General features: G+C 68.4%; 18 protein-coding genes and 1 other RNA gene. 5 read left to right on the plus strand and 14 right to left on the minus strand.

What is annotated here, in order from left to right; translation table 11 throughout:
* The first annotated feature begins 574 nt into the window (after positions 1–574).
* Together AC6CH2_RS09935 and AC6CH2_RS09940 are read left to right on the plus strand one after the other, a co-directional pair.
* Positions 575–1,141, plus strand: coding sequence for an SMI1/KNR4 family protein (locus AC6CH2_RS09935; RefSeq protein WP_498269119.1), 567 nt, complete (start codon positions 575–577; stop codon positions 1,139–1,141).
* A 472-nt stretch (positions 1,142–1,613) separates the two neighbouring features.
* A complete protein-coding gene (locus AC6CH2_RS09940) occupies positions 1,614–3,446 on the plus strand; it encodes an ABC transporter ATP-binding protein (RefSeq protein WP_498269519.1) in 1,833 nt (610 codons plus the stop codon).
* Between the two features lie 112 nt (positions 3,447–3,558).
* Here AC6CH2_RS09940 and AC6CH2_RS09945 read toward each other — a convergent pair whose 3' ends face one another.
* From AC6CH2_RS09945 to AC6CH2_RS09980, 8 genes are all read right to left on the minus strand, one after another.
* Positions 3,559–5,061: a DNA polymerase Y family protein gene (locus AC6CH2_RS09945; RefSeq protein WP_498269120.1), complete on the minus strand. Its 1,503-nt coding sequence runs from the start codon at positions 5,059–5,061 to the stop codon at positions 3,559–3,561.
* 134 nt (positions 5,062–5,195) lie between these two features.
* Entirely contained in the window at positions 5,196–5,858 is a 663-nt protein-coding gene (gene rpiA / locus AC6CH2_RS09950; protein WP_435396393.1) for a ribose-5-phosphate isomerase RpiA, read from the minus strand.
* A 209-nt stretch (positions 5,859–6,067) separates the two neighbouring features.
* The gene (locus tag AC6CH2_RS09955; RefSeq protein ID WP_435396394.1) at positions 6,068–6,538 is read right to left on the minus strand and encodes an EVE domain-containing protein; all 471 of its coding nucleotides are present in this window, start codon (positions 6,536–6,538) and stop codon (positions 6,068–6,070) included.
* A gap of 14 nt (positions 6,539–6,552) precedes the next feature.
* Positions 6,553–7,146 carry a 5-formyltetrahydrofolate cyclo-ligase gene (locus AC6CH2_RS09960; protein ID WP_498269121.1) on the minus strand — a complete coding sequence of 198 codons (594 nt, stop codon included), beginning with the start codon at positions 7,144–7,146 and terminating at the stop codon, positions 6,553–6,555.
* A 95-nt stretch (positions 7,147–7,241) separates the two neighbouring features.
* Positions 7,242–7,428, minus strand: a non-coding RNA gene (ssrS, locus tag AC6CH2_RS09965) — 6S RNA.
* Between the two features lie 258 nt (positions 7,429–7,686).
* Entirely contained in the window at positions 7,687–7,992 is a 306-nt protein-coding gene (locus AC6CH2_RS09970) for a cell division protein ZapA (protein WP_435396396.1), read from the minus strand.
* A 10-nt stretch (positions 7,993–8,002) separates the two neighbouring features.
* The gene (locus AC6CH2_RS09975) at positions 8,003–8,224 is read right to left on the minus strand and encodes a TIGR02449 family protein (RefSeq protein WP_031373971.1); all 222 of its coding nucleotides are present in this window, start codon (positions 8,222–8,224) and stop codon (positions 8,003–8,005) included.
* A gap of 362 nt (positions 8,225–8,586) precedes the next feature.
* Positions 8,587–13,167 carry an EAL domain-containing protein gene (locus tag AC6CH2_RS09980; RefSeq protein ID WP_498269122.1) on the minus strand — a complete coding sequence of 1,527 codons (4,581 nt, stop codon included), beginning with the start codon at positions 13,165–13,167 and terminating at the stop codon, positions 8,587–8,589.
* 178 nt (positions 13,168–13,345) lie between these two features.
* On the opposite strand from AC6CH2_RS09980, the gene AC6CH2_RS09985 reads away from it, so the two are divergent.
* Positions 13,346–13,885, plus strand: a complete 540-nt coding sequence (locus tag AC6CH2_RS09985; RefSeq protein ID WP_498269520.1) for a UPF0149 family protein — start codon at positions 13,346–13,348, stop codon at positions 13,883–13,885.
* A 1-nt stretch (position 13,886) separates the two neighbouring features.
* Positions 13,887–15,209: an aminopeptidase P N-terminal domain-containing protein gene (locus AC6CH2_RS09990; protein ID WP_498269123.1), complete on the plus strand. Its 1,323-nt coding sequence runs from the start codon at positions 13,887–13,889 to the stop codon at positions 15,207–15,209.
* Between the two features lie 962 nt (positions 15,210–16,171).
* Here AC6CH2_RS09990 and AC6CH2_RS09995 read toward each other — a convergent pair.
* On the minus strand, positions 16,172–17,068 hold the full coding sequence (locus AC6CH2_RS09995; protein WP_498269124.1) for a LysR family transcriptional regulator: 897 nt from the start codon (positions 17,066–17,068) through the stop codon (positions 16,172–16,174).
* A 98-nt stretch (positions 17,069–17,166) separates the two neighbouring features.
* Here AC6CH2_RS09995 and AC6CH2_RS10000 point away from each other — a divergent pair, with 98 nt between their 5' ends.
* Positions 17,167–17,766 (plus strand): short chain dehydrogenase, encoded by a 600-nt coding sequence (locus AC6CH2_RS10000; protein ID WP_498269125.1) that lies wholly within the window; start codon positions 17,167–17,169, stop codon positions 17,764–17,766.
* Positions 17,767–18,807: 1,041 nt separating this feature from the next.
* On the opposite strand, the gene AC6CH2_RS10005 is transcribed toward AC6CH2_RS10000, so the two are convergent.
* The 5 genes from AC6CH2_RS10005 to hemW all read right to left on the minus strand — a co-directional run bounded on the left by AC6CH2_RS10005 (position 18,808) and on the right by hemW (position 24,786).
* Positions 18,808–19,128, minus strand: coding sequence for a low molecular weight protein tyrosine phosphatase family protein (locus tag AC6CH2_RS10005; RefSeq protein ID WP_498269126.1), 321 nt, complete (start codon positions 19,126–19,128; stop codon positions 18,808–18,810).
* A 5-nt stretch (positions 19,129–19,133) separates the two neighbouring features.
* Entirely contained in the window at positions 19,134–20,501 is a 1,368-nt protein-coding gene (pepQ, locus tag AC6CH2_RS10010) for a Xaa-Pro dipeptidase (RefSeq protein ID WP_498269127.1), read from the minus strand.
* A gap of 162 nt (positions 20,502–20,663) precedes the next feature.
* On the minus strand, positions 20,664–21,014 hold the full coding sequence (locus AC6CH2_RS10015; RefSeq protein WP_498269128.1) for a PilZ domain-containing protein: 351 nt from the start codon (positions 21,012–21,014) through the stop codon (positions 20,664–20,666).
* Between the two features lie 10 nt (positions 21,015–21,024).
* A complete protein-coding gene (locus tag AC6CH2_RS10020; protein ID WP_498269129.1) occupies positions 21,025–23,343 on the minus strand; it encodes a DUF1631 family protein in 2,319 nt (772 codons plus the stop codon).
* 276 nt (positions 23,344–23,619) lie between these two features.
* Complete coding sequence (gene hemW / locus AC6CH2_RS10025; protein WP_498269130.1) at positions 23,620–24,786, minus strand: radical SAM family heme chaperone HemW; 1,167 nt, start codon at positions 24,784–24,786, stop codon at positions 23,620–23,622.
* Between the last annotated feature and the right edge of the window lie 5 nt (positions 24,787–24,791).

Raw genomic sequence — 24,791 nt, forward strand, 5'->3', positions numbered from 1 at the left:
GTCTGACCCAGCTCAGATCGGGAGCTTTCTTGAACCGTGCGCCGCGAGACCGCAACGACGCGGTCGCGGCTCGCGCCGCTCCTGCCCGGGCGATACCGCGCCGCTTCGGCCTATGGCGAAGGCCGCGCCACCTCGGCGCGCCCCTTGGTCGCGACTTACGTCGCTCCTACAGGGACAAGTTCTCGGCGGCGGGGACTGGGGCGCGGACGCACGCTGACCCGGTGGCTCCGGGGGAGGAGCGACGCAAGTCGCGACCGCTTCGTCTCCCGTGGCGGTGTCTCTAACCGCAGGCCAGTAATTCCAGCAAAGATCCATCCCGCCGACATGGCTGCGGTATTCGACCGGCCCAAAAGTCCGCCGGACTTCGGTCAATCCAAACCTGAGGGAACGCTCCCTCGACGAAGCTCCCTGCGCGATCGGTACGTCCACGGGATTTTCCGATATCGGCAACGAACTCGGTGCAGGTGCTTGCGGCTTCTGGCGGCTACACGGCCAAGCGCGGGCGTGCGTAGCGATCCGCGTACGGTTTGATGATACTGAGGCTCCGGTAAGGATGACCGAGCAAGGAGCGTTCATGAATACGGAATCGATGCAGGAGCGGCAATACGAGGCTTGCGCGACGGAGGCGCGGCAGGCGATGGATCGGGCGGTACGGCGCCTGCGCGAGTTCGTCGCCGACAGCGAGAACATGTCGCTGGTGTTCGCCGAGCCGCTGGCGGCGGAAACGGTCGCGCAACTGGAGCGCAAGTACGGCCTGGCGCTGCCGCCCAGCTATGCGCACTTTCTGCGCACGCATGGCGCGTTCGTCGTCCACTACGGCGGCAACGAATTGATCGGAATGACCGATCCCGAGCATCTGCATGCGGCGGCGCCGGACCCGGCCGACGCGGTCGACGGCGACGACGACGAGGTCGCCGAAGCGATCGGCGAAGCCCTGTTTTTCCAGCATATCGACGACTTCGCGGTCGAGAATTTCTGGTGCTTCAACCCGCGCGACCGGCGCGACGACGGCGAGTTGTGCGTGGTCGCCTACTACCACGACGAGACCTTCGCGTTGGCCGAAAGCTCGGGCGCGCGGTTTCGCGATTTTGCCGCGCATATCGTCGATGTGGTGGACGATTTCGTCGCGACGTACGCCTGAAACCCCCGAGTCTGGCGATGCGGCGGCAACAAGTTGGCCGCACGGTCCGTCAGCGGGACATCGCGTTTCCGCCCGTGTCGGCGTTCCGACTTTGGGCGGATGTCGCCGGCAACATAAGCGCGCTAGACTGCGCCCGGGCCACCCATCAGCGATCCGCGCGTCGAGCCACACGTGCCCGGCGACGCCCCGGGATCGCAAGGAGAAGCACGATGAAGTTCACCATCACCGGCAAAGTCCGCCGTTAAATCGGCGCTTGCGGTCGCGGGCCCTGCCCGCGCCGCCTCCGGCTGAACGACCGCCGTTCCGGGCCGCTGTGGCCCTGGATCGCACGCGCTCGTCCGCCGCCCAACTCCCTCGACCGATCCGGCGCACCGCGTCGTTCGTCCTCGCGTCTCTGTTTTCCGCGGCCGGTCAGGCTGCGGCAATGCGGCGCGCACGGGAGTCTTCCAAGTTCAAAAGGCTAGATGCCATGATGATTTTTCGTTGGTTCGAATCGTTGATCGACCCGTTCCGGCCGGCGCCGGACACCATGCCGCCGAGCACCGTGGTCGGGTTCTACCGCCACTTCATCCGACAGGCCTGGCCGGTATTCGCGGTGCTGACGGTGGTCGGTTTCCTGGTCGCGATCGTCGAAGTCGCGATGTTCGACTACCTCGGCCGGGTCATCGACCTGGTCAACACCACGCCGAGCGAGGACCTGTTCGCGCGGCATGGCGGCGAGCTGCTGTGGATGGCCGTGGTGATGCTGCTGGCGCGGCCGCTGTTCCTCGGCCTGCACGATTTGCTGCTCAATCAGACCGTGCACCCGAGCATGACCAACCTGGTGCGTTGGCAGACCCACCGCTACATGCTCAAGCAGAGCCTGAGCTTCTTCCAGAACGATTTCGCCGGCCGCGTTGCCAACCGGATCATGCAGACCGGTCCGTCGCTGCGCGAATCCACCACCCAGGCCTTCGATGCGATCTGGTACGTGATCGTGTATTCGGGCTCGGCGATCTATCTGTTTGCGCAGGCGGACGTTTGGCTGGTGCTGCCGTTGGCGGTGTGGATCGTGGCCTACATCGGTCTGCTGCGCTACTTCGTGCCGCGGGTGAAGTTGCGCTCGTGGCGGGCGTCGGATGCGCGGTCCAAGCTGATGGGGCGCATCGTCGACGGCTACTCGAACATCGCCACGCTCAAGCTGTTCGCGCACTCGCGGCGCGAAGAGCAATACGTGGCCGAAGCGATGATCGAGCAGACCCAGCGCTCGCGCGACATGACCCGCATGACCACCTCGATGGGCGTGAGCATCACCACGCTCAACGGCCTGCTGATCGTCGGCACCACCGGGCTGGCCCTGTGGCTGTGGCATCGAGGTGCTATCACGGTCGGCGCGATCGCGTTGGCGACCGGCCTGGTGATCCGCATCCACAACATGTCGGGCTGGATCATGTGGACGATCAACGGCATCTTCGAGGACATCGGCACGGTGCAGGACGGCATCGAGACGATCTCGCGGCCGCTGACCGTGGTCGATCGCCCCGACGCCAAGGCGCTGCAGGTCGACGAGGGCGGGGTGCGTTTCGAGAACGTGCACTTCCATTACGGCCAGAACAGCGGCCTGATCGCCGATCTGGACCTGACGGTGAAGCCCGGCGAAAAGATCGGCCTGGTCGGGCCGTCGGGCGCGGGCAAGTCGACGCTGATGAACATTTTGCTGCGTCTGTACGACCTCGAAGGCGGCCGCATCCTGATCGACGGCCAGGACATCGCCGGCGTGACCCAGGAAAGCCTGCGTTCGCAGATCGGCGTGGTCACCCAGGACACCTCGCTGCTGCATCGCTCGATCCGCGACAACCTGCTGTACGGCCGCCCCGATGCGAGCGAAGCCGAGATGGCCGAGGCGGTGCGGCAGGCGCGTGCCGACGAGTTCATCCCGCGGCTGGTCGACGGCGAAGGGCGGGTCGGCTACGACGCCCTGGTCGGCGAACGCGGGGTGAAGCTGTCGGGCGGTCAACGGCAACGGATCGCGATCGCGCGCGTGCTGCTCAAGAACGCGCCGATCCTGATCCTCGACGAGGCGACCTCAGCGCTGGATTCCGAGGCCGAAGCGGCGATCCAGGACAGCCTGGACACCCTGATGACCGGCAAGACGGTGATCGCGATCGCTCATCGCCTGTCGACGATCGCGCGCATGGACCGGCTGGTGGTGATGGACCGGGGCCACATCATCGAGACCGGTACCCACGAGGAGTTGATCGCTCGCGATGGTCTGTATGCGCGTCTGTGGAAGCGGCAGACCGGCGGGTTCGTCGCGGTCGATTGATGGTACTGAGGTGAGCCCTCGCCCCAACCCCTCTCCCGCTTGCGGGAGAGGGGCTATCTCCGGCTGCATCTGCGCGTTCGCGGCTTACGCATGCCTCCATGCGTTGCAGCCGCTAGAACAGCGAGCCGGTGCTGCCGCGGCCGTCGTCGTCGCTCTTGTCGCGTTGCTTGCGGCCCCAGCCGCCGACGCCTGAGGGACGATGCATCGGCGATGGGCCCGCCGGGGGCAGCGGCTTGCCGGGGTTGTCGCGCGCTTCGCGGTGGGCGTGCTCGGCCATCACGTTGAACTCGCGCAGCCGCCGCAACCACAGCTCGTTCATGCTCGGATCCGGGACCAGCGCCGCGGCGCCGAGGTCGGCTTCGGCGGCCTCTTCGGGGATATGGCCGAACGGAATGCGCATCGGCGCGGCGCCTTGCGCCAGTGCGTCCTGCATCGCGCCGAAGTAGAGGCGGTTGTTGCCGTAGCGTTGATTGACCTGATCGAGCACGCGGGTCAGCGCCTGCCGGCGCCCGCGCTCGACGAACAGCGAGCCGCTGTCGGCGGCGACGGGCTGCAGGTCGATCAGCGACACCGCGACCGACAGCGGCGGAAAGCGTTTGACGTTCCAACGGCCGCTGGCGGCACCGCGCATCAGCGGTTCCAGCGCATCGGCCATGAGCTGCAGCAGGGTCGGCGTGTCGTCGATCGCGGCGAACGACAGATTGCGGCTGAAGCGTTCTTCCTTGCCGACGAAACGCACGTGCAGGCTCATCCCGCGCGCCTGGCAACGCTCGCCGCGCAGCCGCATCGCCGCCTTGGCGAGCAACTTGAACAGCACCGAGCGCATGCTTTCGGCGCTGCGCATCTGCGGGTCGAGCACGTGCGAATGCCCGACCGAGCCGACCGCCTTGCGTTGCCGCGAGGTCGGTTCGATGCCGCGCAGTTGCGCCCAGAAGCGTTCGCCTTCGACCCCGCCCCAGACCGCGCGCAAGTGTTCGCGCGGCGCCGCGGTGAGCTGTTCGACCGTGCCGATGCCGGCATTGCGCAAGCGTTGCAGCATCGACGGCCCGATCCCGCACAGGTCCTGCAGTTCCAGCCGATGCAGCGCGTGGGGCAGATCGGCGAGCTCGACCACGGTCAGCCCGTCGACCTTGTGCATGTCGGAGGCGGTCTTGGCCAGGAAGGTGTTCGGCGCGATGCCGATCGAGCAGCGGATCGCCGGGGCGAGCCCGCGATCGATCAGGGTCTGCTTGATCCGCTGGGCGATCGCGACGGCGTTGTCGCGCTGGCGTTCGCGGCCGATCAGGCGACAGGCGACTTCGTCGATCGACAGCGGTTCGCCGTCGATCGGAATGCAGTCCTGGATCGCCGCGATCAGGCGATGGTGCAGCTCGACATAGCGCGCCGGCCGCGCTTCGACGATGGCGATGTCGGGGCAGCGCGCCAGCGCCTCGTGTACCGGCGTGCCGGTCTTGACGCCGTGGAGCTTGGCCTCGCGGCTGGCGGCGATGCAGCAGGTCGTGGCCGCGAGCACCGGCACCACGCCGACCGGGCGGCCGCGCAATTCCTCGCGGTCGAATTGCTCGACCGAGGCGAAGTAGGAATTGAAGTCGACGAACAGGCAACGCAGGGTCATGGCGGCGGGCCGGCATGGGGTCGGTATCGCGCCGCGCAGGCGGCCGCCCGGGACGGGCCGGACCGGCTGCGGACGACCCGCCGATTCTGGCGGCAGGCCGTCTCGTCTACTGAGAGACGTTCTAAATCAGCGATTTACAGCACGACCGGTGGCTCACCGCCGACGATGACGATGTCGGCCGGACGGCGCGCGAACAGGCCGACGCTGACCACGCCGGGGATCTGGTTGATCGCCGATTCCAGCGCCACCGGGTCGGTGATCGCCAGGCCGTGGATGTCGAGGATCGCATTGCCGTTGTCGGTGACCACGCCGGCGCCGTTGGCGTCCTGGCGCCACACCGGCTGGCCGCGGGTCATCGCCAGGATCTCGCGCGCGACCAGGCTGCGCGCCATCGGCACGACCTCGACCGGCAACGGGAAGCGGCCGAGCACGTCGACGCGCTTGGCCGGATCGACGATGCAGACGAACTTCGCGCTGGCCTCGGCGATGATCTTCTCGCGGGTCAGCGCGGCGCCGCCACCCTTGATCAGGCGCTTGTGCGGATCGCATTCGTCGGCGCCGTCGACGTACAGCGACAGCGGTCCGGTGGCGTTGAGGTCGAGCACCTCGATGCCGAGCGCGCGCAGGCGCGCGGTGCTCTGCTCGGAGCTCGATACCGCGCCCTTGATGCGCTCCTTGTGCCGACCCAGCGCCTCGATGAAGAACGCGACGGTGGAACCGGTGCCTACGCCGACGATCATGCCGTCTTCGATGTAGTCGATGGCTTTTTCGCCGGCCAGGCGTTTTGCTTCGGACATGGGATGAGGGCTTGTGGTTTGGTGTTCGGGGACTCGGAACTCGAGGTCTGGTTTTGAAGTAGCGACAGTGTGGATGATTGAATCTCCATGACTCGAACCACCGCGGCGTTACGAATGAGTTGCGGATGTCGCCAGGCCGGCACAGGCTTTGCGAGTCCCGAGTCCCGAGTCCCGAGTCCCGAGTCCCGAGTCCCGAGTCCCGGCTCCACTCACTCCATCGACAGCAACAGCTTCCACTGCGCCGCGGTGACCGGCAGCACCGACAAGCGGTTGCCGCGGCGGGTCAGGGCGAAGTCTTCGCCGAGATCGTCGGCGCGGGCCTTGATCTCGTCGAGCGGGATCACTCGCTCGAACTTGCGTTCGAAGGCGACGTCCACGAGCAGCCAGCGCGGGTCTTCGCGCGAGCTCTTGCCGTCGTAGTAATCGGACTTGGCGTCGAACTGGGTCGGGTCCGGATAGGCTTCGCTGGCGATGGTGGCAAGGCCGGCGATGCCCGGCACGGCGGTGTTGGAGTGATAGAACAACACGCCATCGCCGACCTTCATCCCGTCGCGCATGTAATTGCGCGCCTGGTAATTGCGCACGCCGTTCCAGGGTTCGGTCCCCACGCGTTGCAGGTCGTCGATCGAAAACGTGTCCGGTTCGGACTTCATCAGCCAGTAGCGGCGGCGTGCGGTCATGCGGTGCTCAACGGTCAGACGAACAGGGGGGAACGGCAATCCAGAGTCTGGACCTCCGTACAGACCGCATCGAGAGCGACGTCCCAGTCGGCGTTGTCGAGCGCATCGATGCGTTGCAGTTCGAACGCGGCGCCGGCCAGCCACGGCGGGGCCGGGCGGGTCTGGCGGAACGCGAAGCTGCGATCGTACCAGCCGCCTCCCATGCCGAGCCGGTGGCCGCGCGGATCGAAGCCGACCAGCGGCAGCACCACCAGGCTCATCTGTTCAGGCTCGAGCAGCGAGCCGGGGCTGACGCCGGGTTCGGGGATGCCGAAGCGGTTGGCGACCAGGGCGTCGCCCGGACGCCAGGGCGCAAAGCGCAGGCGCTGGTCTTCGTGCAGCACCGGCAGGCAGTACACGCAACCCGGCGGCAGGCGCAGCTGCCAGGCGTGCAGGGCGATCTCGCCGTCCATGGCCCAGTAGCCGGCCACATACCCGGTGTCGGGCGCGAACGGCAGCGTCAGCAGGCGGGCGGCCAGGGATTCGGCGGCGGCGATGCGCGCGGGGGCGGCGAGATTGCGGCGTTGCGCGCGCAGTTCGCGGCGCAGCGTCGTACGGTCAACCGTCATTCGGCGCGGGGTCCTGGAGGAATGAAGCGCGGACGCTCCGGACAAGGCAACGGGCGCGAATCACTTTCGTGACGTCGCGCCCGCTCCGGGATGAGTAGTCCTCCGCCAATGCCGATGCGTGCGAAACGACCTTGAACCCGGGGTTCAAGTGGGGACGCTTGGAGATCTTCGGGCTTCCCGCTGCGAGGCGGACTTGCACTCCGGATTCCCGTTGCGCCCCCGCGGTCGTAATTAAGGGACAAGGCGAATGTTTGCGCACGCCGTCGGGCACAGCAGAGGACGTGCGCGAAGTATAGCGCGCGCGCCGCCCGCGGCGGGCCCGCTCGTCGGCGACGCTGCGTTGCGGTTCATGCGCTTGAACGCTCCGCGAAGGCGGATGAACGGGGTCGGATGCGACAACGGCGGTGACGGGCAAAGACCGGTTGCGACGGCGGCCACACTAATCGCAGTGGCTGCGACGCCGCAGATGCAAGCCGAGCCGGTGGCGGGGCTGCCAGCGACGGCAGCCGTGGACGACGAACGCCCCGAGATTCAGCGGAATCAGCGGATCGCCGCGTCGAACAGGCTGTCGAGCTTGCGATGCAGTTCGTCGAGGGTGCGCGAGAGTTCGCGATCGCGGTTATCGCCGTCGCCGCGCAGCTGTTGCAGTTCGTGGGCGAAGTTGAGCGCGGCCAGCACGGCGACGCGGTCGAGCGCGGCCATGCGGTTGCTGCCGCGGATCTCGCGCATCTTGCTGTCGAGCATGCGCGCGGCGGCGAGCAGGTCGTCGCGCTCGGACGGCTCGCAGCCGACGGTGTATTCGCGGTCGAGCAGGCGGATGCTGACGGCTTCGCTGGTCGTGCTCATCGGTTCGGATTCACGTGTGCTGCTCCAGCGACTTCAGTCGCGCGATCATGGCCTCGACGCGGGTGCGGGCCTGCTCGTTCTTGGCCAGCAGCGCCGAGCGCTCGCCGACCAGTTGTTCCTGCTGTTGGCGCAGGCTGCGGTTCTCTTCGCTGAGACGGCGCACGCGATCGCCGAGTTCGTCGACGCGGGTCAGCAGCGACTGCAGTTCGGTGATGAGTTCGGTGCGATCCATCCCGGCACGATGGCAGGCCGGGGCGGGGGCGGTCAAGGCGGTGCCGGGGATCGGGAGTCGGCAGCCGGGACTCGGGACTTGGGACTCGGGACTCGGTCGGGCGTTGTCGGGTCGATGGCGGCTTTAGGGCGGCGCCAGGGCGGGCCGGATACGGAATGGGGGGGGCGATGCGACGCGGTCGCGGCCGGGGCTGCCGCTACCCCGAAGGCCAGGAATCCCGCTCCCGACACCCAATTCCCAATTCCCAATTCCCAATTCCCAATTCCCAATTCCCAATTCCCAATTCCCGATCCCCGATCCCCGATCCCCGATCCCCGATCCCCGAGTCCCGAGTCCCGAGTCCCGAGTCCCGACCCACGCGGTCAACGCGCCGCGCGCACGCTCAGCGGCGGCTGCCATTGCTGGATGAACGCCAGGCAGTCGTCGGCTTCGAGCGGCCGGGCCAGCCAGTAGCCCTGGATCTCGTCGCAACCGTGGGCGAGCAGGAACTCCATCTGCTCTTCCAGCTCCACGCCCTCGGCGACCACGTTCAGGCCCAGCGAGTGGGCCATGGTGATGACGGTGCTGGTGATCGCCTCGTCGTCGGGGTCGCGGGTCAGGTCGCCGATGAATTCCTTGTCGATCTTCAGGGTATTGATCGGCAGGCGTTTGAGGTAGGCGAGCGAGGAGTAACCGGTGCCGAAGTCGTCGACCGCCAGGGCCACGCCGAGTTCGCGCAGGGCCTGCATGGTGTTGGAGGTGTGCGCGGCGTTGGCCATGATCACGCTCTCGGTCAGTTCCAGCTCCAGCCGCCACGGCGGGATGCCGCTTTCGCTGAGGGCGCGCGCGACCATCTTCGGCAGGTCGCCGCGCAGCAACTGGATCGCCGAGACGTTGACCGAGATCGACAACTGGTCGAGCCCCTGCTGGCGCCACTGGCGCAGGCGGCTGCACGCCTCGCGCATCGCCCACTCGCCGATCTCCAGGATCAGCCCGCTTTCCTCGGCCAGCGGGATGAACTGCGAGGGCGGGATGTTGCCGTACTCGGCGCTGTTCCAGCGCAGCAGTGCCTCGACCCCGGTGATGCGCGCTTCCGGCAGCGACAGCCGCGGCTGGAACACCAGGCGCAGCTCGTTGCGGTCCAGCACCTTGCGCAGCGCCGCCGAGATCGTCGCGCGCTGGCGGATCTCGATGTCCATCGCCTCGGTGTAGCGCATGAAGGTGCGCCGGCCGGCCGCCTTGGCCTGGTACATCGCGGTGTCGGCGTGCTTGAGCAGGTCGGTGGGGACCTGGGCGTGGTCGGGGTAGAGGCTGATGCCGATCGACGGCGAGATCGCCACGTCGTGGCGTTCGTCGAAATCCAGCGGCGCCTCGAAGGCCTTGATCAGGCGCCGGGCGACGTCCTCGGCCTGTTCAGGCGTCTCCAGGTTTTCCAGCACCACGGTGAACTCGTCGCCGCCCAGGCGCGCCACGGTGTGCTCGGCGCCGACGGTTTCCTGCAGGCGCACCGCGGCGGCGCGCAGGATGCGGTCGCCGGCGGCGTGGCCGAGCGAATCGTTGATGTCCTTGAAGCGGTCCAGGTCGAGGAACAGCAGCGCGATGCGATGGCCGTGGCGGCGCGCCCGCACGATCGCCCGCGACAGCCGCTCCGACAGCAGGGTGCGGTTGGGCAGGCTGGTCAGGGTGTCGTAGTTGGCCAGATAGCGCAGTTCCTGCTCGGCGCGCTTCTGGTCGGTGATGTCGGTCAGCACCGCGACGTAATGGCCGCGCTGGCCGCTGCTGTCGAGCACGATGCTGGCCTGCAGCCAGCACAGGAATTCGTTGCCGTCCTTGCGCTGTTGCCAGATCTCGCCGGACCAGCGGCCGCTGCGCTGCAGCTCGTCGCGCATGTCGCTGTAGAACTCGGGATCGTGCTGGCGGCTGTCGAGCAGGCCGGTGGTCTGGCCGATCACTTCGTTCTCGGGGTAGCCGGTCATGCGCGAGAACGCCGGGTTGATCGAGACGAACACGAAGTCGCGGTCGAACACCGCGACCGCCTCGGCCATCGAGCGCAGCACTTCGCTGGAAATGCGCCGTTCGCGTTCGGCGCTGCGCACCGCGGTGACGTCGCGGCCGGTGCCCGCGACGCGCACCGGCAGGCCTTCGGCGTCGCGTTCGACCACCCGGCCGCGGGCCCGCACCCAGCCCCATTCGCCCTTCGGCGTGCGCATGCGGTGTTCGGACAGGAACAGCGCGGCATCGCCCTTGAGGTGCTTGCGCAGCAGCTCGGTGACCCGGCCCAGGTCGTCGGGGTGGATCTCGTGGTCGTCGGCGATGTCGGCCTGCACGCCGATCTCCGGCGACTGCGGGTTGTGGTCGTCGACCCGCATGCGGTGCAGCTCGCGCCGCTTCAGGTCGTAGTCCCAGAACTGCTCGCCGGAGGCCCACAGGGCGAGCTTGAGGCGTTCTTCGCGTTCGCGGATCTGGGCGAAATAGCCGCGTTCGCGCTGGCGGGCGACGTGCCAGCGCCAGCCGAAACTCAGGGCCAGGCCGAGCGCGGCCAGGGCCGCCAGGGCGATCGCCAGCGGATGCCGCCACAGCGGCGGATCGACGCCGACCGGGATGCGCAGTTCCTGGGTGTTCCAGACCCCGTCGCGGTTGGTCGACTGGGCGCGGAACACGTAACGGCCGGGCGGCAAGCGGGTGTAGGTGATGTCCTGGCGCGGGCCGTTGTCGATCCAGTCGCGATCGAAACCGTCCATGCGGTAGCGATAGCGGATGCCGCTGTTGGGGCCGTAGTCGAGCGCGCCGATGCGCAGGCGCAGGATGCCGGCGTCGTTGGGGATCTCCAGCCGCGTGGACTGCCACAGGGTGCTCGAACCGGCGCTGGTGTCGGACCCGATCCAGGCCCCGAGCAGGCGCACCGGCGGGGTGTAGCGCGAGTCGGCGATGCGCGCCGGGTCGAACAGATTGAGGCCGCGCACGCCGCCGAAGGCGATCCGGCCGTCGGCCAGGATGTCGACCGCGCCGGCGTTGAATTCCAGGTCCTGCAGGCCGTCGGCCAGGCCGTAGCGGCGGACCAGCGAGGCGCCGCTGTCGAAGCGCAGGATGCCGGCGTCGGTGCCGAGCCAGAGGCGGCCGGCGGGGCGTTCGGCGATCGAGAACACCACCGGCACCGGATGGTCGCCGAGCACCTCGGCCAGCGGGTGTTCGAAGCGGATCCGTCCGTCGCTGTGTTCGACCACCCGGCTGAGGCCGGCCTGGGTGCCGACCCAGATCGAGCCGTCGGCGGACTGGTGCACGGCGCGGACGAAGTTGCCCGGCAGGCTGTCGGCCTCGTCGGTGGCGTGGCGGTAGTGGCGCAGGTAGCCGGTGGCCGGGTCGAGCAGGTCGAGGCCGTCGCCGGTGCCGAACCAGACCCGGCCCTTGGTGTCTTCGAGCACGGCGTTGACGCGCGGATGGCTCAGGCCCTTGGAATCGCCTTCGCGATAGGCGTAGCGGACCAGGGCGCCGGTCTCGGGCAGGTAGTGCAGGGCGCCGAGGTCGTCGCTGCCGAGCCACAGACTGCCGTCGCGGGCGAAGGCCAGCGAACGCAGGGCGACGTCGCGGTAGCCGCGCAGGTCGATGCTCTCGACCCGGCGGGTGGCCGGATCCAGCCGCAGCAGGCCCTGGCCGGTCGCGAGCCACAGCCGGGTCGGCGGCAGCGGGTCGGGCGGATTCGGGTTGTCGGCCTCGGGACAGGGTTCGCGGGCGATCGCGGCGATGCGTCGGGCGCCGGCGTTGGCCGGCAACAGCGAGGTCATGTCCTGGAAGCGGTCGGCAGCCAGGTCGTAGCGGCGCAGGTGACCGTTGTCGGTGCCGATCCAGATCGCGCCGAGGTCGTCCTGGGCCAGGCTGCGGATGCTGGCGTCGGAAGCGCCCGCGCCGGTGCGGTCCTCGTCCAGGTCGAGGATGTAGCTGAAGCGGGTGCCGCGCGGGTCGGCGACGGCGACGCCGCGGTACTGGCCGCCGGCCCAGAGCAGGCCGCCGTGGTCGATCATCAGCGCTTCGATCGTGTCCTCGGGCAGGGTGGCCTCGACCCCGGGCTCGGCGCGCACGCGCTGCGAGTGCCCGGTTTCGGGGTCGTGGCGGTACAGGCCATTGCCGAAGCCGGAGATCCAGATCCGGTGGTCCGGCGCCTCGATCAGGGCGCGCGCATCGCGCAGCGTCGCCAGGGCTTCGTCTTCGACCTTGACCAGGATGCCGGTGTGGCCGTCGAGCCGGTACAGGCCGTCGACGCCGCCGGCCCAGAGCCGGCCGCGCCGGTCGATCAATACGCTGCGCAGCACCTGGGCGGCGCCGATCCGTTCGATCTTGCCGCTCGGCAGGATCCGGTACAGGCCGGCCGCGCTGGCGAACCAGGCGGTGCCGTCGCGGGCGAGGGCGAGCTCCTGCCACGGCGATTGCCGGCTCAGCTCGCTGGGCAGGGCCAGCAGCAGTTCGCGCGCGCCGCTGCGCGGGTCCATGCGCTCGAGGCCGGCCAGGGTGCCGATCAGCAGCGAGTCGCGCCACGGCAGCAGCGAGACGACCTGGCGACCGGCCTGCGAATCGGGCGGCTGGTAGCGGTGGATCGCGCCGCTGGCCAGGTCGAGCCGGGCCAGGTATTCGGAATGGGTGCCGATCCAGATCGCGCGCTGGCCGTCGAGGGCGAGCGCGGTGACGTAGCTGTCGGGCAGACTGGCCGGGTCGCGCGGGTCGTGGCGATACGGCACGTAACGCTGGCCGTCATAGCGGTGCAGGCCGCCCTGGGTGCCGACCCAGATGAAGCCGTGCGCGTCCTGGGTGAAGGCGGTGACCGAGTTCTGGCTGAGACCGAGCTCGCTGCCCAGGCGCGAGAAATAGAAGTCCCGCGTGGCCGCCTCGGCACGCCGGGGCTGCGCCGCCATGCACAGGAGCAAGGCGATCAGACCGGCGGTCAACAGGGAGACAGGGGAAAAGGAACGCACGGACACCGTGGCGTGAAGCGCGAGAGCCCGCAGTTTAGGCAGGCGTCCGTTGCGGCAACAAGCACTACGGACTCGAATCGCCTGACAGGACAGGATCCCGCGGTTTCTTCACGCCGCCCGCATTCGCCCGGCATTGCTAAACTGCGGCAACCCTCACGACTTGATGCCTGTGGCCGCGATCGAACTGCCCCTGTTGTCCGATGTCGACGCCGAGAGCCGCATGCTCTCGCTCGGCGCTTCCGCTTCCGAACTGCACGGCGCCTTGTGCGGCTGGCTCGCCGGCGGCGGCGCCTCGGTGCGCGACTGGCCGGCGCGCGTGCTGGCCGATCCGGCCGTCGCCACCCCGGCCGAGAACGGCGCGCTCGATCGCTTGCGCGGCGCCAGCGCCTCGCAGCTCGGCGACCGCAGCTTCGGCTTCGACCTGCTGCTGCCCGACAGCGAAGCGCCGCTGTCCGAGCGCAGCGGCGCCCTGTTCGACTGGTGCCGCGGTTTCCTCGCCGGCTTCGGTCTCGCCGCCGGCGAGGCCTCCTCGTTGTCGGAGGAAAGCCGCGAAGCGCTCGGCGACCTGGCCCGCCTGGCGGCGGCCTCGCCGCAGGACGACGGCGACGAGGACGACGAAGAAGCCTTGACCGAGATCGAGGAGTTCGTGCGCATCGTCGCGCTGTTGTTGCACGGCGACGTGGCCATGGCGGCGCAGCATCGGCACCGGTTGAACTGAGATGAACGCGGCGCTGACGATGCCGGCGAAGGCCTATGTCCGCCGGCGCAAGCAGTTGATGGCGATGGCCGGCGACGAGGCGATCGTGATCGTGCCCTCGGCCAACGAGCACATCCGCAGTCGCGACACCCATTACCCGTTCCGCCAGGATTCCGACCTCAGCTATCTGACCGGTTTCCCCGAGCCCGAATCGGTGCTGGTGCTGGTGCCGGGCCGGCGCCATGGCGAGACCTTGCTGTTCTGCCGCGAGCGCGACCGCGAACGCGAGGCCTGGGACGGCCCGCGCTATGGCCCGGAAGGCGCGGTCGAGGCGTTCGGGCTCGACGACGCCTATCCGATCGCCGATCTCGACGACATCCTGCCGGGGTTGCTCGAAGGCCGCTCGCGGGTCTACTACCACTTCGGCCGCGACGCCGAATTCGACCTCAAGCTGATCGGCTGGCTCAACCGGGTGCGCGCGATGATGCGCCAGGGCGCGCAGCCGCCGCACGAGTTCCTCGAACTGGGGCATCTGCTCGACGAGCTGCGCCTATTTAAGGACCGCGACGAGTTGCGCTTCATGCAGCGCGCCGCCGACATCAGCGTGCTGGCCCACGAAGCGGCCATGCGCGCGGCCCGGCCCGGCATGCGCGAGTACGAGTTGCAGGCCGAGATCGAATGCGTGTTCCGCCGCCACGACGCCGAACCGGCTTACGGCAGCATCGTCGGTGCCGGCAGCAATGCCTGTGTGCTGCATTACCGCGCCAACAGCGCGGCGTCGCAGGACGGCGACCTGGTGCTGATCGACGCCGGCGCCGAGTACCGGGGCTACGCCGCCGACATCACCCGCACGTTTCCGGTCAACGGCCGTTTCAGCGCGCCGCAGCGCGCGCTGCACGACCTGGTCGGCGCCGCCCAGGCCGCGGCCCTGGCCCAGGCCCGCCCCGGCGTGTCCTACGAGGCCGGCCACCTGGCCGCGGTCGAGACCCTGACCGAGGGCCTGCTGCGGCTCGGCCTGCTCAAGGGCAAGCTGGAAAAGAACCTCGCCGACGGCCATTACAAGCGCTTCTATCGGCACAAGACCGGGCATTGGCTCGGCATGGACGTGCACGACGTCGGTGAGTATCGCCTCGACGGCGAGTCGCGCCTGCTCGAACCGGGCATGGTGTTCACCATCGAGCCCGGCCTATACGTGTCGCCCGACGACAGCAGCGTCGACCCGAAATGGCGTGGCATCGGCATCCGCACCGAAGACGACGTGCTGATCACCAAGGGCGGCCACCAGGTGCTGACCGACCGGCTCGCGCGCAGCGCCGACGAGATCGAGGCCTTGATGGCGCGCTGAGCGCCGTCGCCACGAATCCATCCCGGTAGGCGCGACGTGAGTCGGGACAAGGGGCGCGCAGAGATGACGAGGCCACCGTCATTCGTCGAAGCGGCGCGCGCCGCGACCGCGACGCGCAGAGATGACGGGGCCGTCGCCGTCCGCCGAGGCGGCGTGCTCGCGCCAGGGTAGGAGCGGCGCAAGCCGCGACCGCCATGTCCCAATGTCGCGTCGTCTTCGGGTGTGCCCCTGTAGGAGCGAGGTGAGTCGCGACCGCGAACGCGCAGAGATGACGGGGCCGTCGCCGTTCGCCGAGGCGGCGTGCTCGCGCCAGGGTAGGAGCGGCGCAAGCCGCGACCGCCATGTCCCAATGTCGCGTCGTCTTCAGGTGTGCTCCTGTAGGAGCGACGTGAGTCGCGACCGCGACGCGCAGAGATGACGGGGCCGTCGCCGTTCGCCGAGGCGGCATGCTCGCGCCAGGGTAGGAGCGGGCGCAAGCCGCGACATCGCCGCCACAGTCTTGCGGCGCATCTTTCAAGAAAGATCTGGATCTGGATCTGGATCTGGATCTGGATCAGATCAGATCAGATCAAGATAAAGATCAAACCCAAAGCTTCCGCTACTAAAGCGGCGGGTTACTTTCTTTTGTCTAAAGCAACAAAAGAAAGGTAACCAAAGAAAAATGCTTGTTCTTGAATCACAGGCCCGCACGCTCGATGCATCCGCGGCGATTTTTCATACGGGACATCCCTGTCCCGATGAAAAACGGCCCGCATCCCTGCGGGCCGCCCTCCGGGTCTTCTTTAGTCTTTGCGAGTGCTCGGCTACGCAAAGCAACTGCAAAATCGCACGGCAACGGCAACGGCAACGGCAACGGCAACGGCAACGGCAATAGCTTGCGGTCGCGTGTTATCAGTGCATCAGCCGCCGTGCGCGATGAATCGCAGTCGAAAGCTCGGGCCGGGTGGAAGGCGAGCTGAGCGCTACGTCGCCGGGCCCATGCGTTCGAGCACCAGGTCGACGAAACGGCTGAGCTTCGGCAAAGGCTGGCGGTCGCGCGGGTACAGCAGATGTACCGGCCGCGGCGGCGGCAGTTGCTCGGCGAACAGCGGCAGCAGCCGGCCCGCGGCGAGGTCGTCGGCCAGCAGCACTTCGGGTTGCAGGACGATGCCGCAACCGGCCACCGCCGCGCGCCGCAGGGCCTCGCCGTTATTGGAGGCGAAGCGCCCGCGCAGCCGCAGTGGTTCGGCGGCGATGCGCTCGAAGCGCCAGCCGGCGTCGTGGTTCCACAGCAGATGATTGAGGCAACTGTGGCCGGACAGTTCGCGCGGGTCGCCCGGCGTGCCGTGCTTGCGCAGATATTCGGGCGAGGCGCAGACGATCATCCGGTACGGACGCAGCGGCCGCGCGACCAGATGGTCCGAGTCCGGCAGCGGCCCGATCCGGATCGCCACGTCGAAGGCCTCGGCGATCAGGTCGGACATGCGGTCGCTCAGCACCAGGTCGACCGAGACCTCGGGGTGGAGCTGCAAAAACTCCGTCACCACCGTCGCGACCGCGTTGCCGCCAAGGGTGACCGGCGCGGTGACCCGCAGGCGCCCGCTCGGTTGTCCGTCGTGGCGCAGGCGTTCGGCGACCGACTCGGCGTGGCGGACCTGGTCGAGGATGCGCCGGCAATCCTCGAGAAAACTCGCGCCGACCTCGGTCAGGCGTTGTTTGCGGGTATCGCGCTGCAGCAGGCGGGCGCCGAGGTGCGCCTCCAACTGGCGGATGTGCTTGCCGACCATCACCGCCGACAGGTCCTGCGCCTGGGCCGCGGCGGCGAAACTGCCGGTGTCGGCGACCGCGACGAACACGGCCATGCTACGCAGCTTGTCCAAGGGCTAACCCGCGGTTAGGGGAGCCCGAAATCCTAGCGCATTCACCGTCGAGGCCACGGCGAGCAGACTGGCCGCCTGTCTCCCGTTATGGAATCCACATGAAGATCCTGATCGTCGGCGCCAGCGGCACCCTGGGCCGCGCCGTGGCCGAACGCCTCGCCTCGCAGCACGAGATCCTGGCCGCCGGCCGCAGCAGCGCCGACTACCCGGTCGACATCACCGACGACGCCAGCGTCGAAGCCATGTTCCGCCGCGCCGGCAAACTCGATGCCATCGTCTCCACCGCCGGCGTGCTGCATTTCGGCCCGCTCGAATCGATGCGCCCGGCCGATTTCGCAGTGGGCCTCAACGACAAACTGCTTGGCCAGGTGCGTCTGGCCCTGCTGGGCCAGCACCATCTCAGCGACGGCGGTTCGATCACCCTGACCACCGGCATCGTCGCCGAAGAGCCGATCCGCGCCGGCGCCAACGCCGGTGCCGTCAACACCGCGATCGAAGGCTTCGTCCGCGGCGCCGCCTTCGAACTGCAGCGCGGCCTGCGCATCAACGCGGTCAGTCCGAACGTACTGAGCGAATCATGGGAGGCTTATGGATCGTTCTTCCCGGGATTCGAACCGGTGACGGCCGCGCGCGCGGCGCTGGCGTACCAGCGCAGCGTGGAGGGCATACAGAGCGGGAGGGTGTTCAAGGTGTGGTGAGGATGGGCGGTCGCGTGAGCTGCGAGGTTGGTGAGGCGTCTTTCATGCCATTGCCGTTCGCCACGGACGCTCCATTGCACGAAGATTCTGTAGCTATCTCTGTTGCTTTGCGCGGCGTGGCACTAGCGAAGGCCATAGAAGACCCAAAGGGCGGCCCGCAGGGACGCGGGCCGTTTTTCATCGGGACAGGGATGTCCCGTATGTAGATCCCTGCGAAAGCACCGCTCGTGCGGGCTTGTGATTCAAGAAGAAGCAACTTCTTTGGTTACCTTTCTTTTGTTGCTTATGACAAAAGAAAGTAGCCCGCCGCTTTAATGGCGGAGGCTTTGGATTTGGTCTTTGATCTTGATCTTGATCTTGATCTTGATCCTGCTTCAGAGAGACGCCGCGAAAACGCAGCGACGATGTCGCGGCTTGCGCCGCTCCTGCCCTGGCAGAAGCGCACGCCGCTTCGATGAATGGCGGTGGCCTTGTTGTCTTTGCGCATCCCGTGGTCGCGACTTACGTCGCTCCTACAAAGGCCAAGCGCAGCAATGCAATACCGCGAAACCATCCCTGTAGGAGCGACGTGAGTCGCGACCGCGACGCCTCAATCTTGCGCCGATGCCGGCGGCAGCCCGTCAGGGTAGGAGCGACGCAAGTCGCGACCGCGCCGTTTCCGGTCGCTGCGTCACCGGCCGTGAGGCGGTGAAGCAGCATCAATAGCAAAGCTTCCGCCCCCTAAAGGGTGCGGGTAACTTTCTCGTCCAAAGCAACAAAAGAAAGTCACCAAAGAAAAGTGCTTCTCCCTGCAAGTGCACAAGCCCGCACGATCGATGCCGACGCCGGGATGCTCCAGACAGGCCATCCATGGCCTGCTTGCGCACGGCCCGCATCCCTGCGGGCCTCCCTCCGGATCTTCAATCGACCGGCAAAGCAGCAGAACAAAGCAGCAAGGCACAGCAGCAAAGCAGAGCAAATCAAAATCTCGGCAACGGCAACGGCAACGGCAACGGCAACGGCAACGGCAACGGCAACGGCAACGGCCAGGTTATGCGTCCCTCACAGGTGCCGCGGCGCCCGCGCCAGCAACAACGCCACCAGCTCCGGCGCCATGTATTCGTACTCGTCCGGAATATCCAGGCAGACCACGCGCTTGCCGCGCAACTGCGCGCGGAACTTGCGCTGCAGTTTGCTGCGCTGGGCTTTTTCCATGACGAAGATCAGCTGCGCCCATCGCACCTGTTCGGCGCCGAGCGGATGCTCGGCGTCGTGGTTGAGGCCGACCGAGGCGACGTCGAGGTCGGCGCGCGCGGCGAAGACCTGTTCGGCGGTCGGGCTGCGCAGTTTGTTCTGGCTGCAGACGAACAGGATGCGCCGCACGCCGCTCAGGCCGCTTCCGCGAAGCCGTCGCGGGTCAGGTTGACCGGCGCGGCGTCGGTGCAGACCACGTCGTCTTCGATGCGGATGCCGCCGTAGGGACGGAACTGTTCGATGCGGGCCCAGTCGACGCTGCCGGCGTGCTCACCCTGCCTGAGGCCGTCGAGCAGCAGGTCGACGAAGTACAGACCCGGTTCGATCGTCACCGCCATGCCGGGTTCGAGCACCCGGGTCATGCGCAGGTAGGGATGGCCGGCGGGCTTGTCGATGCGCCCGCCGCGGTCGGAGGCGGCGAAGCCGGCGACGTCGTGCACCTGCAGGCCGATGCCATGGCCGATGCCGTGCGGGAAGAACACGCTGCTGACGCCGGTCTCGACCGCGGCCTCCGGCGAAATCCTGAGCACGCCGGCGTCCTTGAGGATGCCGGCCAGGGCCAGGTGGGCGTCGAGGTGGATGCGCTTGTAGTCGGTGCCGGCGCGGACCTGATCGCACATCTTCAACTGCGCGGCGTCGACGGCGTCGATCAGGGCCTGGAAGTCGCCTCCATCGGCCGCATAGGTGCGGGTGATGTCGCAGGCGTAGCCGTGGTGGCTGGCACCGGCATCGATCAGGAAGCTGCGCGACTGCGCCGGCGCTTCGCGGTCGAGCTCCATGTAGTGCAGCACCGCGCCGTGCTGGTTGAGGGCGACGATGTTGCCGTACGGCAGTTCGTTCGCGTCCTGGCGCGCGGCGCCGCAGTAAGCCAGGTGAATGTCGAATTCGCTCTTGCCGGCGCGGAACGCGGCCTCGGCGGCGCGGTGCGCGCGCACGCCCTTGCGGGTCGCCTCGCGCATCATCGCCACTTCGTAGGCGGTCTTGTAGGCTCGATGGTATTCGAGGTAATCGACCACCGCCGGCGGGTTGTTCGGCACGAAGGCGCGTTCGCTGCCGACGCCGAGCGCGCTCTGCGCCTCGCCGAGAATGGCGCAGCGCGCCGGGTCTCGGGGCAGGTGCGCAAGCGCTTCCTCGGGCTGGCGGATCACGATCACGTCGAAGTGCTCGACCCACCAGCCGCTCGGCGCCTGCGGCACGACGTGCCAGTAGTCGAACGGCTGCAGGTAGATCAGCTTCGGCTTGTGGCCCGGCGTCGCCACCAGCCAGCTGCCGGGGTTGCGGGTCAGCGGTACCCAGGCCTTGAACTGCGGGTTCACCGCATACGGGTAATCTCGGTCGTCGAAGACCTGGTAATGCAGGTTGCCGCTCGGCACCACCAGGTGATCGAACCCGCCGCGTTCCAGCGCCTGCTCGCAGCGGCGCTGCAACTCGGCGAAGTGCTGCCGGTACAGGGCGTGGGTATCGGGCGCGGAGGGATCGGCGGTGAGGACGGAAGCGTTCATTGCGTGCCTGGCCTGGAGGAAACCGCCCCATTTTGCCGCAATTTCGCGAGGGCGGATTTGCGCGAGCGGGGCTCGCGGCGGGTCCGGGCTTCTGCTCGGGTCGCCGCGGCGACGGGCGCCTCCGGCCGTCCCTGAACCGGCGACGCGTCCGCGTCCTCGGGTTTACTCGTAACTGCCGCCGGGCAGGTCCAGCCACTGGCGCAGGTGCTGCATGCCGTCTTCGGGCATGGCGATGAAGCGAAAGCCGGTCCAGGTCTGGCCGGGCACGCTGGCGCGGTCCTGCCACAGCAGGTGCGCGCCGACTTCGATCGGCGAGGTTTGCTGGGGCGCGTCGCGCAGGTTGAAACGCAGTTGATACAGCGCGTCGTCGACCAGCGGCGTGTTGGCGATCAGCATCATGCCGGTCTCGGACAGGTTGCCGAGGTGGCCGATCACGGTCTCGGTCATGGTGTCGACGACCTGCACGGTCTCGGCGAGGCGGCGGCGACGGGTGCGGCGGAATTCTTCGTTCATGCCTGCATTCTCATGCGCTGGCCGGGTCGGTCGGGTCGACTGCGTGTCTGCCGCCGAAACCGCGCAGCACGTCGAGTGCGGCGTGCCAGGCGCGATCGACCAGGCGGCTGCGCTCTTCGACGACCACCCGCGCCTGGCCGCGCGCCATCATCCGGGCGAGGCTGTCCAGCGATTGTTCGCCGACGCGCTGGCCGCGCTGGTTGACGAACAAGGCGTTGTCGGTGACCGGGCTGAACCAGGACAGGCGCCGGCGCACCGCGTCGCCCTGTTGGTTCTGCACGAATTCGAACCAGGTGCCGAACGGCAGGTGGCGGATCTGTTCCCAGCAGCGCTGTTCGTGGTCGTTGCGCGCCGGCAGGGTCGAACGGGCCGGGCCGGCGTCTTCGCCGAGACGGCTGCGCGAGCGCAGCTTCATCGCCAGTTCGGTGCGCGAGGCGGCATCGTCCTCGAGTGCGGCGCCGACCGTGAGCTGGCGCGAAATCGCCCGGGCATCGTCGCCGTGATAGCCGACCTGGGTCAGCGCGTGTTCGATGTCGGCATCGAGCCCGCACGGCACCGGCGCATCGGCGCCGGCGCGGTTGGCCGCGACGATCTGGCGGGTCGTCTCCAATTGCCGCTGCCAGACTTCGGATTCCGGGCCGTGGCGCAGCAGGGTCAGGGTCAGCACGTCGGCCCAGGCCTGGTTGAGCAGGGCCTGGACGAAGCGCGGCAGACGCTGCTCTTGGGTGTGTTGCTCGATCGCCTCGCCGGCCAGGCGCTTGGCGGTCTCGAGTTTTTCCTTGCCGCGCGCGGCCTCGACGTGGCGGCGCTCGGCCACTTCGGCCTTGCGCGCGAGGTTCTGCAATTGCTCCTGCAGGCGCAGGTTGGCGGTGTCGAACACCTCGGCGCCGGCGTCGTAATGCTCGACCACGTGATCGACCGCCTGGCGCAACGGCTCGTGCAGCTGCGGATCGACGTCTTCGCTCGGGGTCCAGCGCGCGCCTGCTTCGGCGACCGTATTGAGCAACTGCAGCGCCGGATGCTCGGTCTGTTCGAGCAGGCTGCGGTCCTGCAGCGCGGCGTGCAGCAAGGGCGCCTGCAGGCGGTTGAGCAGGGTGGAGATCGCCACGTCGCCGCGCAGGCGTTGCTCGATCTCGTCGTAGAGCATGTCGAGCAGGTCGAACACGTCGCCGTCGTCGCGCGACAGCGTGGCGACGGTGCCCGGCGGCGGCTCGCTGTGTTCGAGCAGCGACTGGCGCAGCTCGGCGATCTTGCGCAATGGCTGCTGGCCGCGCGGCGCTTCGTCCTTGAGCCGGCTCAGCGCCGACAACACCTCGGCGGTGCCCATGGCCGAGGTCGGCACGGCGACGCCGCCGCGCGGACGCAGCTTGTCGACCAGTTCGCGGCGTTCGCCGAGCCATTGCTGCAGGGTCGCGAAATCGGTCGCGTCCGGCGCCCGCGCCACCGCCTGCTGGCCCGGCCAAGCGGTGTGGGGACGCTCGCCGCCGGGCCGCGGCGGTGGCGATGGCGATGGCGATGCGGGCGAATCGGCGCCCGGGCCGCGGCGCGGTTCCGGCGCAGGTTCGCGACGGGCGGCGTCGGCAGCTGCGACCTCGCTTGGAGGCACGGCGGCGGGACGCGCGCGCAACGGCACGAACGACAGGTTCGGCAGCACGTTCTCGCGCGCGAGCAGGGCGTTCATCGCTTCGACCATCTGCGCATAACCCAGCATCACTTGCTGGTCGAACACGCGGAACAAGTCCAGGCGCGAGTCCTGGCCGATCTGCAGCGGCAGGCAGACATCGGCGAAGATCCGGATCAAGCGGTGCGGGCCGACCGGAAGGCGTTCGGCATCGAAGGCCGGCGCGCCGGCGAGCACGCCGAAGCGCTGGCCGAGCAGCAACAGGCCGAGCCCGGCACGCGACTCGTGGCGGCTGGCGATGCCGCGCAGCACCGTGTTCTCGTCCATCTCGCTGTCGTCGACCAGGCGCAGCTCGCTGAAGTTCGGCAGCACCGTCGCCTGGGTGCGCGGCGCGACCGGTTCGCGCAGGCGGGTCAGCGCGGTTTCCAGCGCGACCAGGTAGCGCGGGATCAGGTCGGCGCGGCGCAACCGGACCAGGCGCAGGGTTTCCAGGTAGCCCGATTGCAGGCTCGGATTGCGCGCCTGGTCGGCCTGGCGGAACAACTGCTGCTCGAACTCGGCGAGCATCCGTTCCAGTTGCGGCGCGGTTTCGTCGGAAATCAGCGCGTACAACTGCTCCAGCAGGCGGCGCACGCGACGCGGCAACGCGGCCGTGGCCAGGGTGGCCCGCGACCGCGAGGCGTCCAGAGGATCAAACGTGGCGGACATGTGGATTCGGTACTGACGACCTCAAGATATAACCACGCCTCCCCGGCGCTCGCCAACTCGAAACGGTCCGGCGACGGCCGCGCGAGAGCGTGCAGCCGACGGGAGGCGGCCTATGGCAGTAACGCAGAGGGCCCGTACGGGCGGCCAAACGCGAGTTTCCGCCCGAACCGGTCGCGGGCTCGTGAGGCCCGCGCCGTTCAGCCGAACCGCTGCGCTTGCCTGATCCGCGAGCGACGCAGGCGCTCTCAGGTCCTGCAAACGTCTGCCGAGCGGCGTTCAATCGGGCAGGAACAGCGCGACCACGTCGTTGGTGAAGCGTCGCCCGAGCTCGGTCGGACGCACCCGGTCGCCGCTTTGTTCCAGCCAGCCGGCGTCGAAGCCGGCCTGCAGTTGCGCGGCGATGCCGGCGCGGGCCAGGCCGGTGCGCGCCTCGTAGTCGGCCAGCGAAAAGCCCTCGACCAGGCGCAGCACGTTGAGCATGTACTCGAACGGCCGCCGCTGCGGCGCGATCCGGTCCTCGCCGCCGATCCCGGCTTCGCTGCCGGCCTTGGCCAGGTATTCGGCCGGGTGCTTGTGCTTCCAGCGGCGCAGGATGGTCTGCTCGGCGCCGAGGGTGATCTTGCCGTGGGCGCCGGCGCCGATGCCCAGGTAGTCGCCGTAGCGCCAATAATTGAGGTTGTGCGCGCAGCGCCGCTGCGGCCGCGCATAGGCGCTGACTTCGTAGTGCTCGTAGCCGCGCGCGGCGATCAGGGCCTGGCAGTGCTCCTGGATGTCCCAGGCGCTGTCCTCGTCGGGGATGCCCTGCGGCGGCCGCGCGGCGAACACGGTATTGGGTTCCAGGGTCAGCTGGTAATGCGAGAGGTGGGCCGGGTCGAGGGCGAAGGCCCGCTCCAGGTCGCGCTCGGCCATCGCCAGGGTCTGGCCGGGCAGGGCGTACATCAGGTCGAGGTTGAGGTTGTCGAAGCCGGCGTCCTGCGCCAGCTTGACCGCGGCCTCCGCCTCGCGGCTGTCGTGAATGCGGCCCAGGCGCCGCAGGCAGCCGTCGTCGAAGCTCTGGATGCCGAAGCTGAGCCGGTTCACTCCTGCGCCACGGTAGAGCTCGAACCGGCCGTGCTCGGCGGTGCCGGGGTTGGTTTCCAGGGTGATCTCGCAACCCGGCGCGAAGCGCAGGCGGGCGCTGGCGCCCTGCAGGAAGCGGTCGATGAACTCCGGCGGGAACAGGCTGGGGGTGCCGCCGCCGAAGAACACGCTGTGCACCGGCCGCCCCCAGACGAGCGGCAGGTCATGCTCCAGGTCGGCCAGCAGGGCGTCGACGTAGGCGTCGTAAGGCAGCGCGCCGCCCTTGTATTCGTGCGAGTTGAAATCGCAGTACGGGCATTTGCGTACGCACCAGGGCAGGTGGACGTACAGCGACAACGGCGGGGTGGTCAGGGAATCGCTCAAACAGC

This window comes from Lysobacter sp. GQ73, assembly GCF_059758755.1.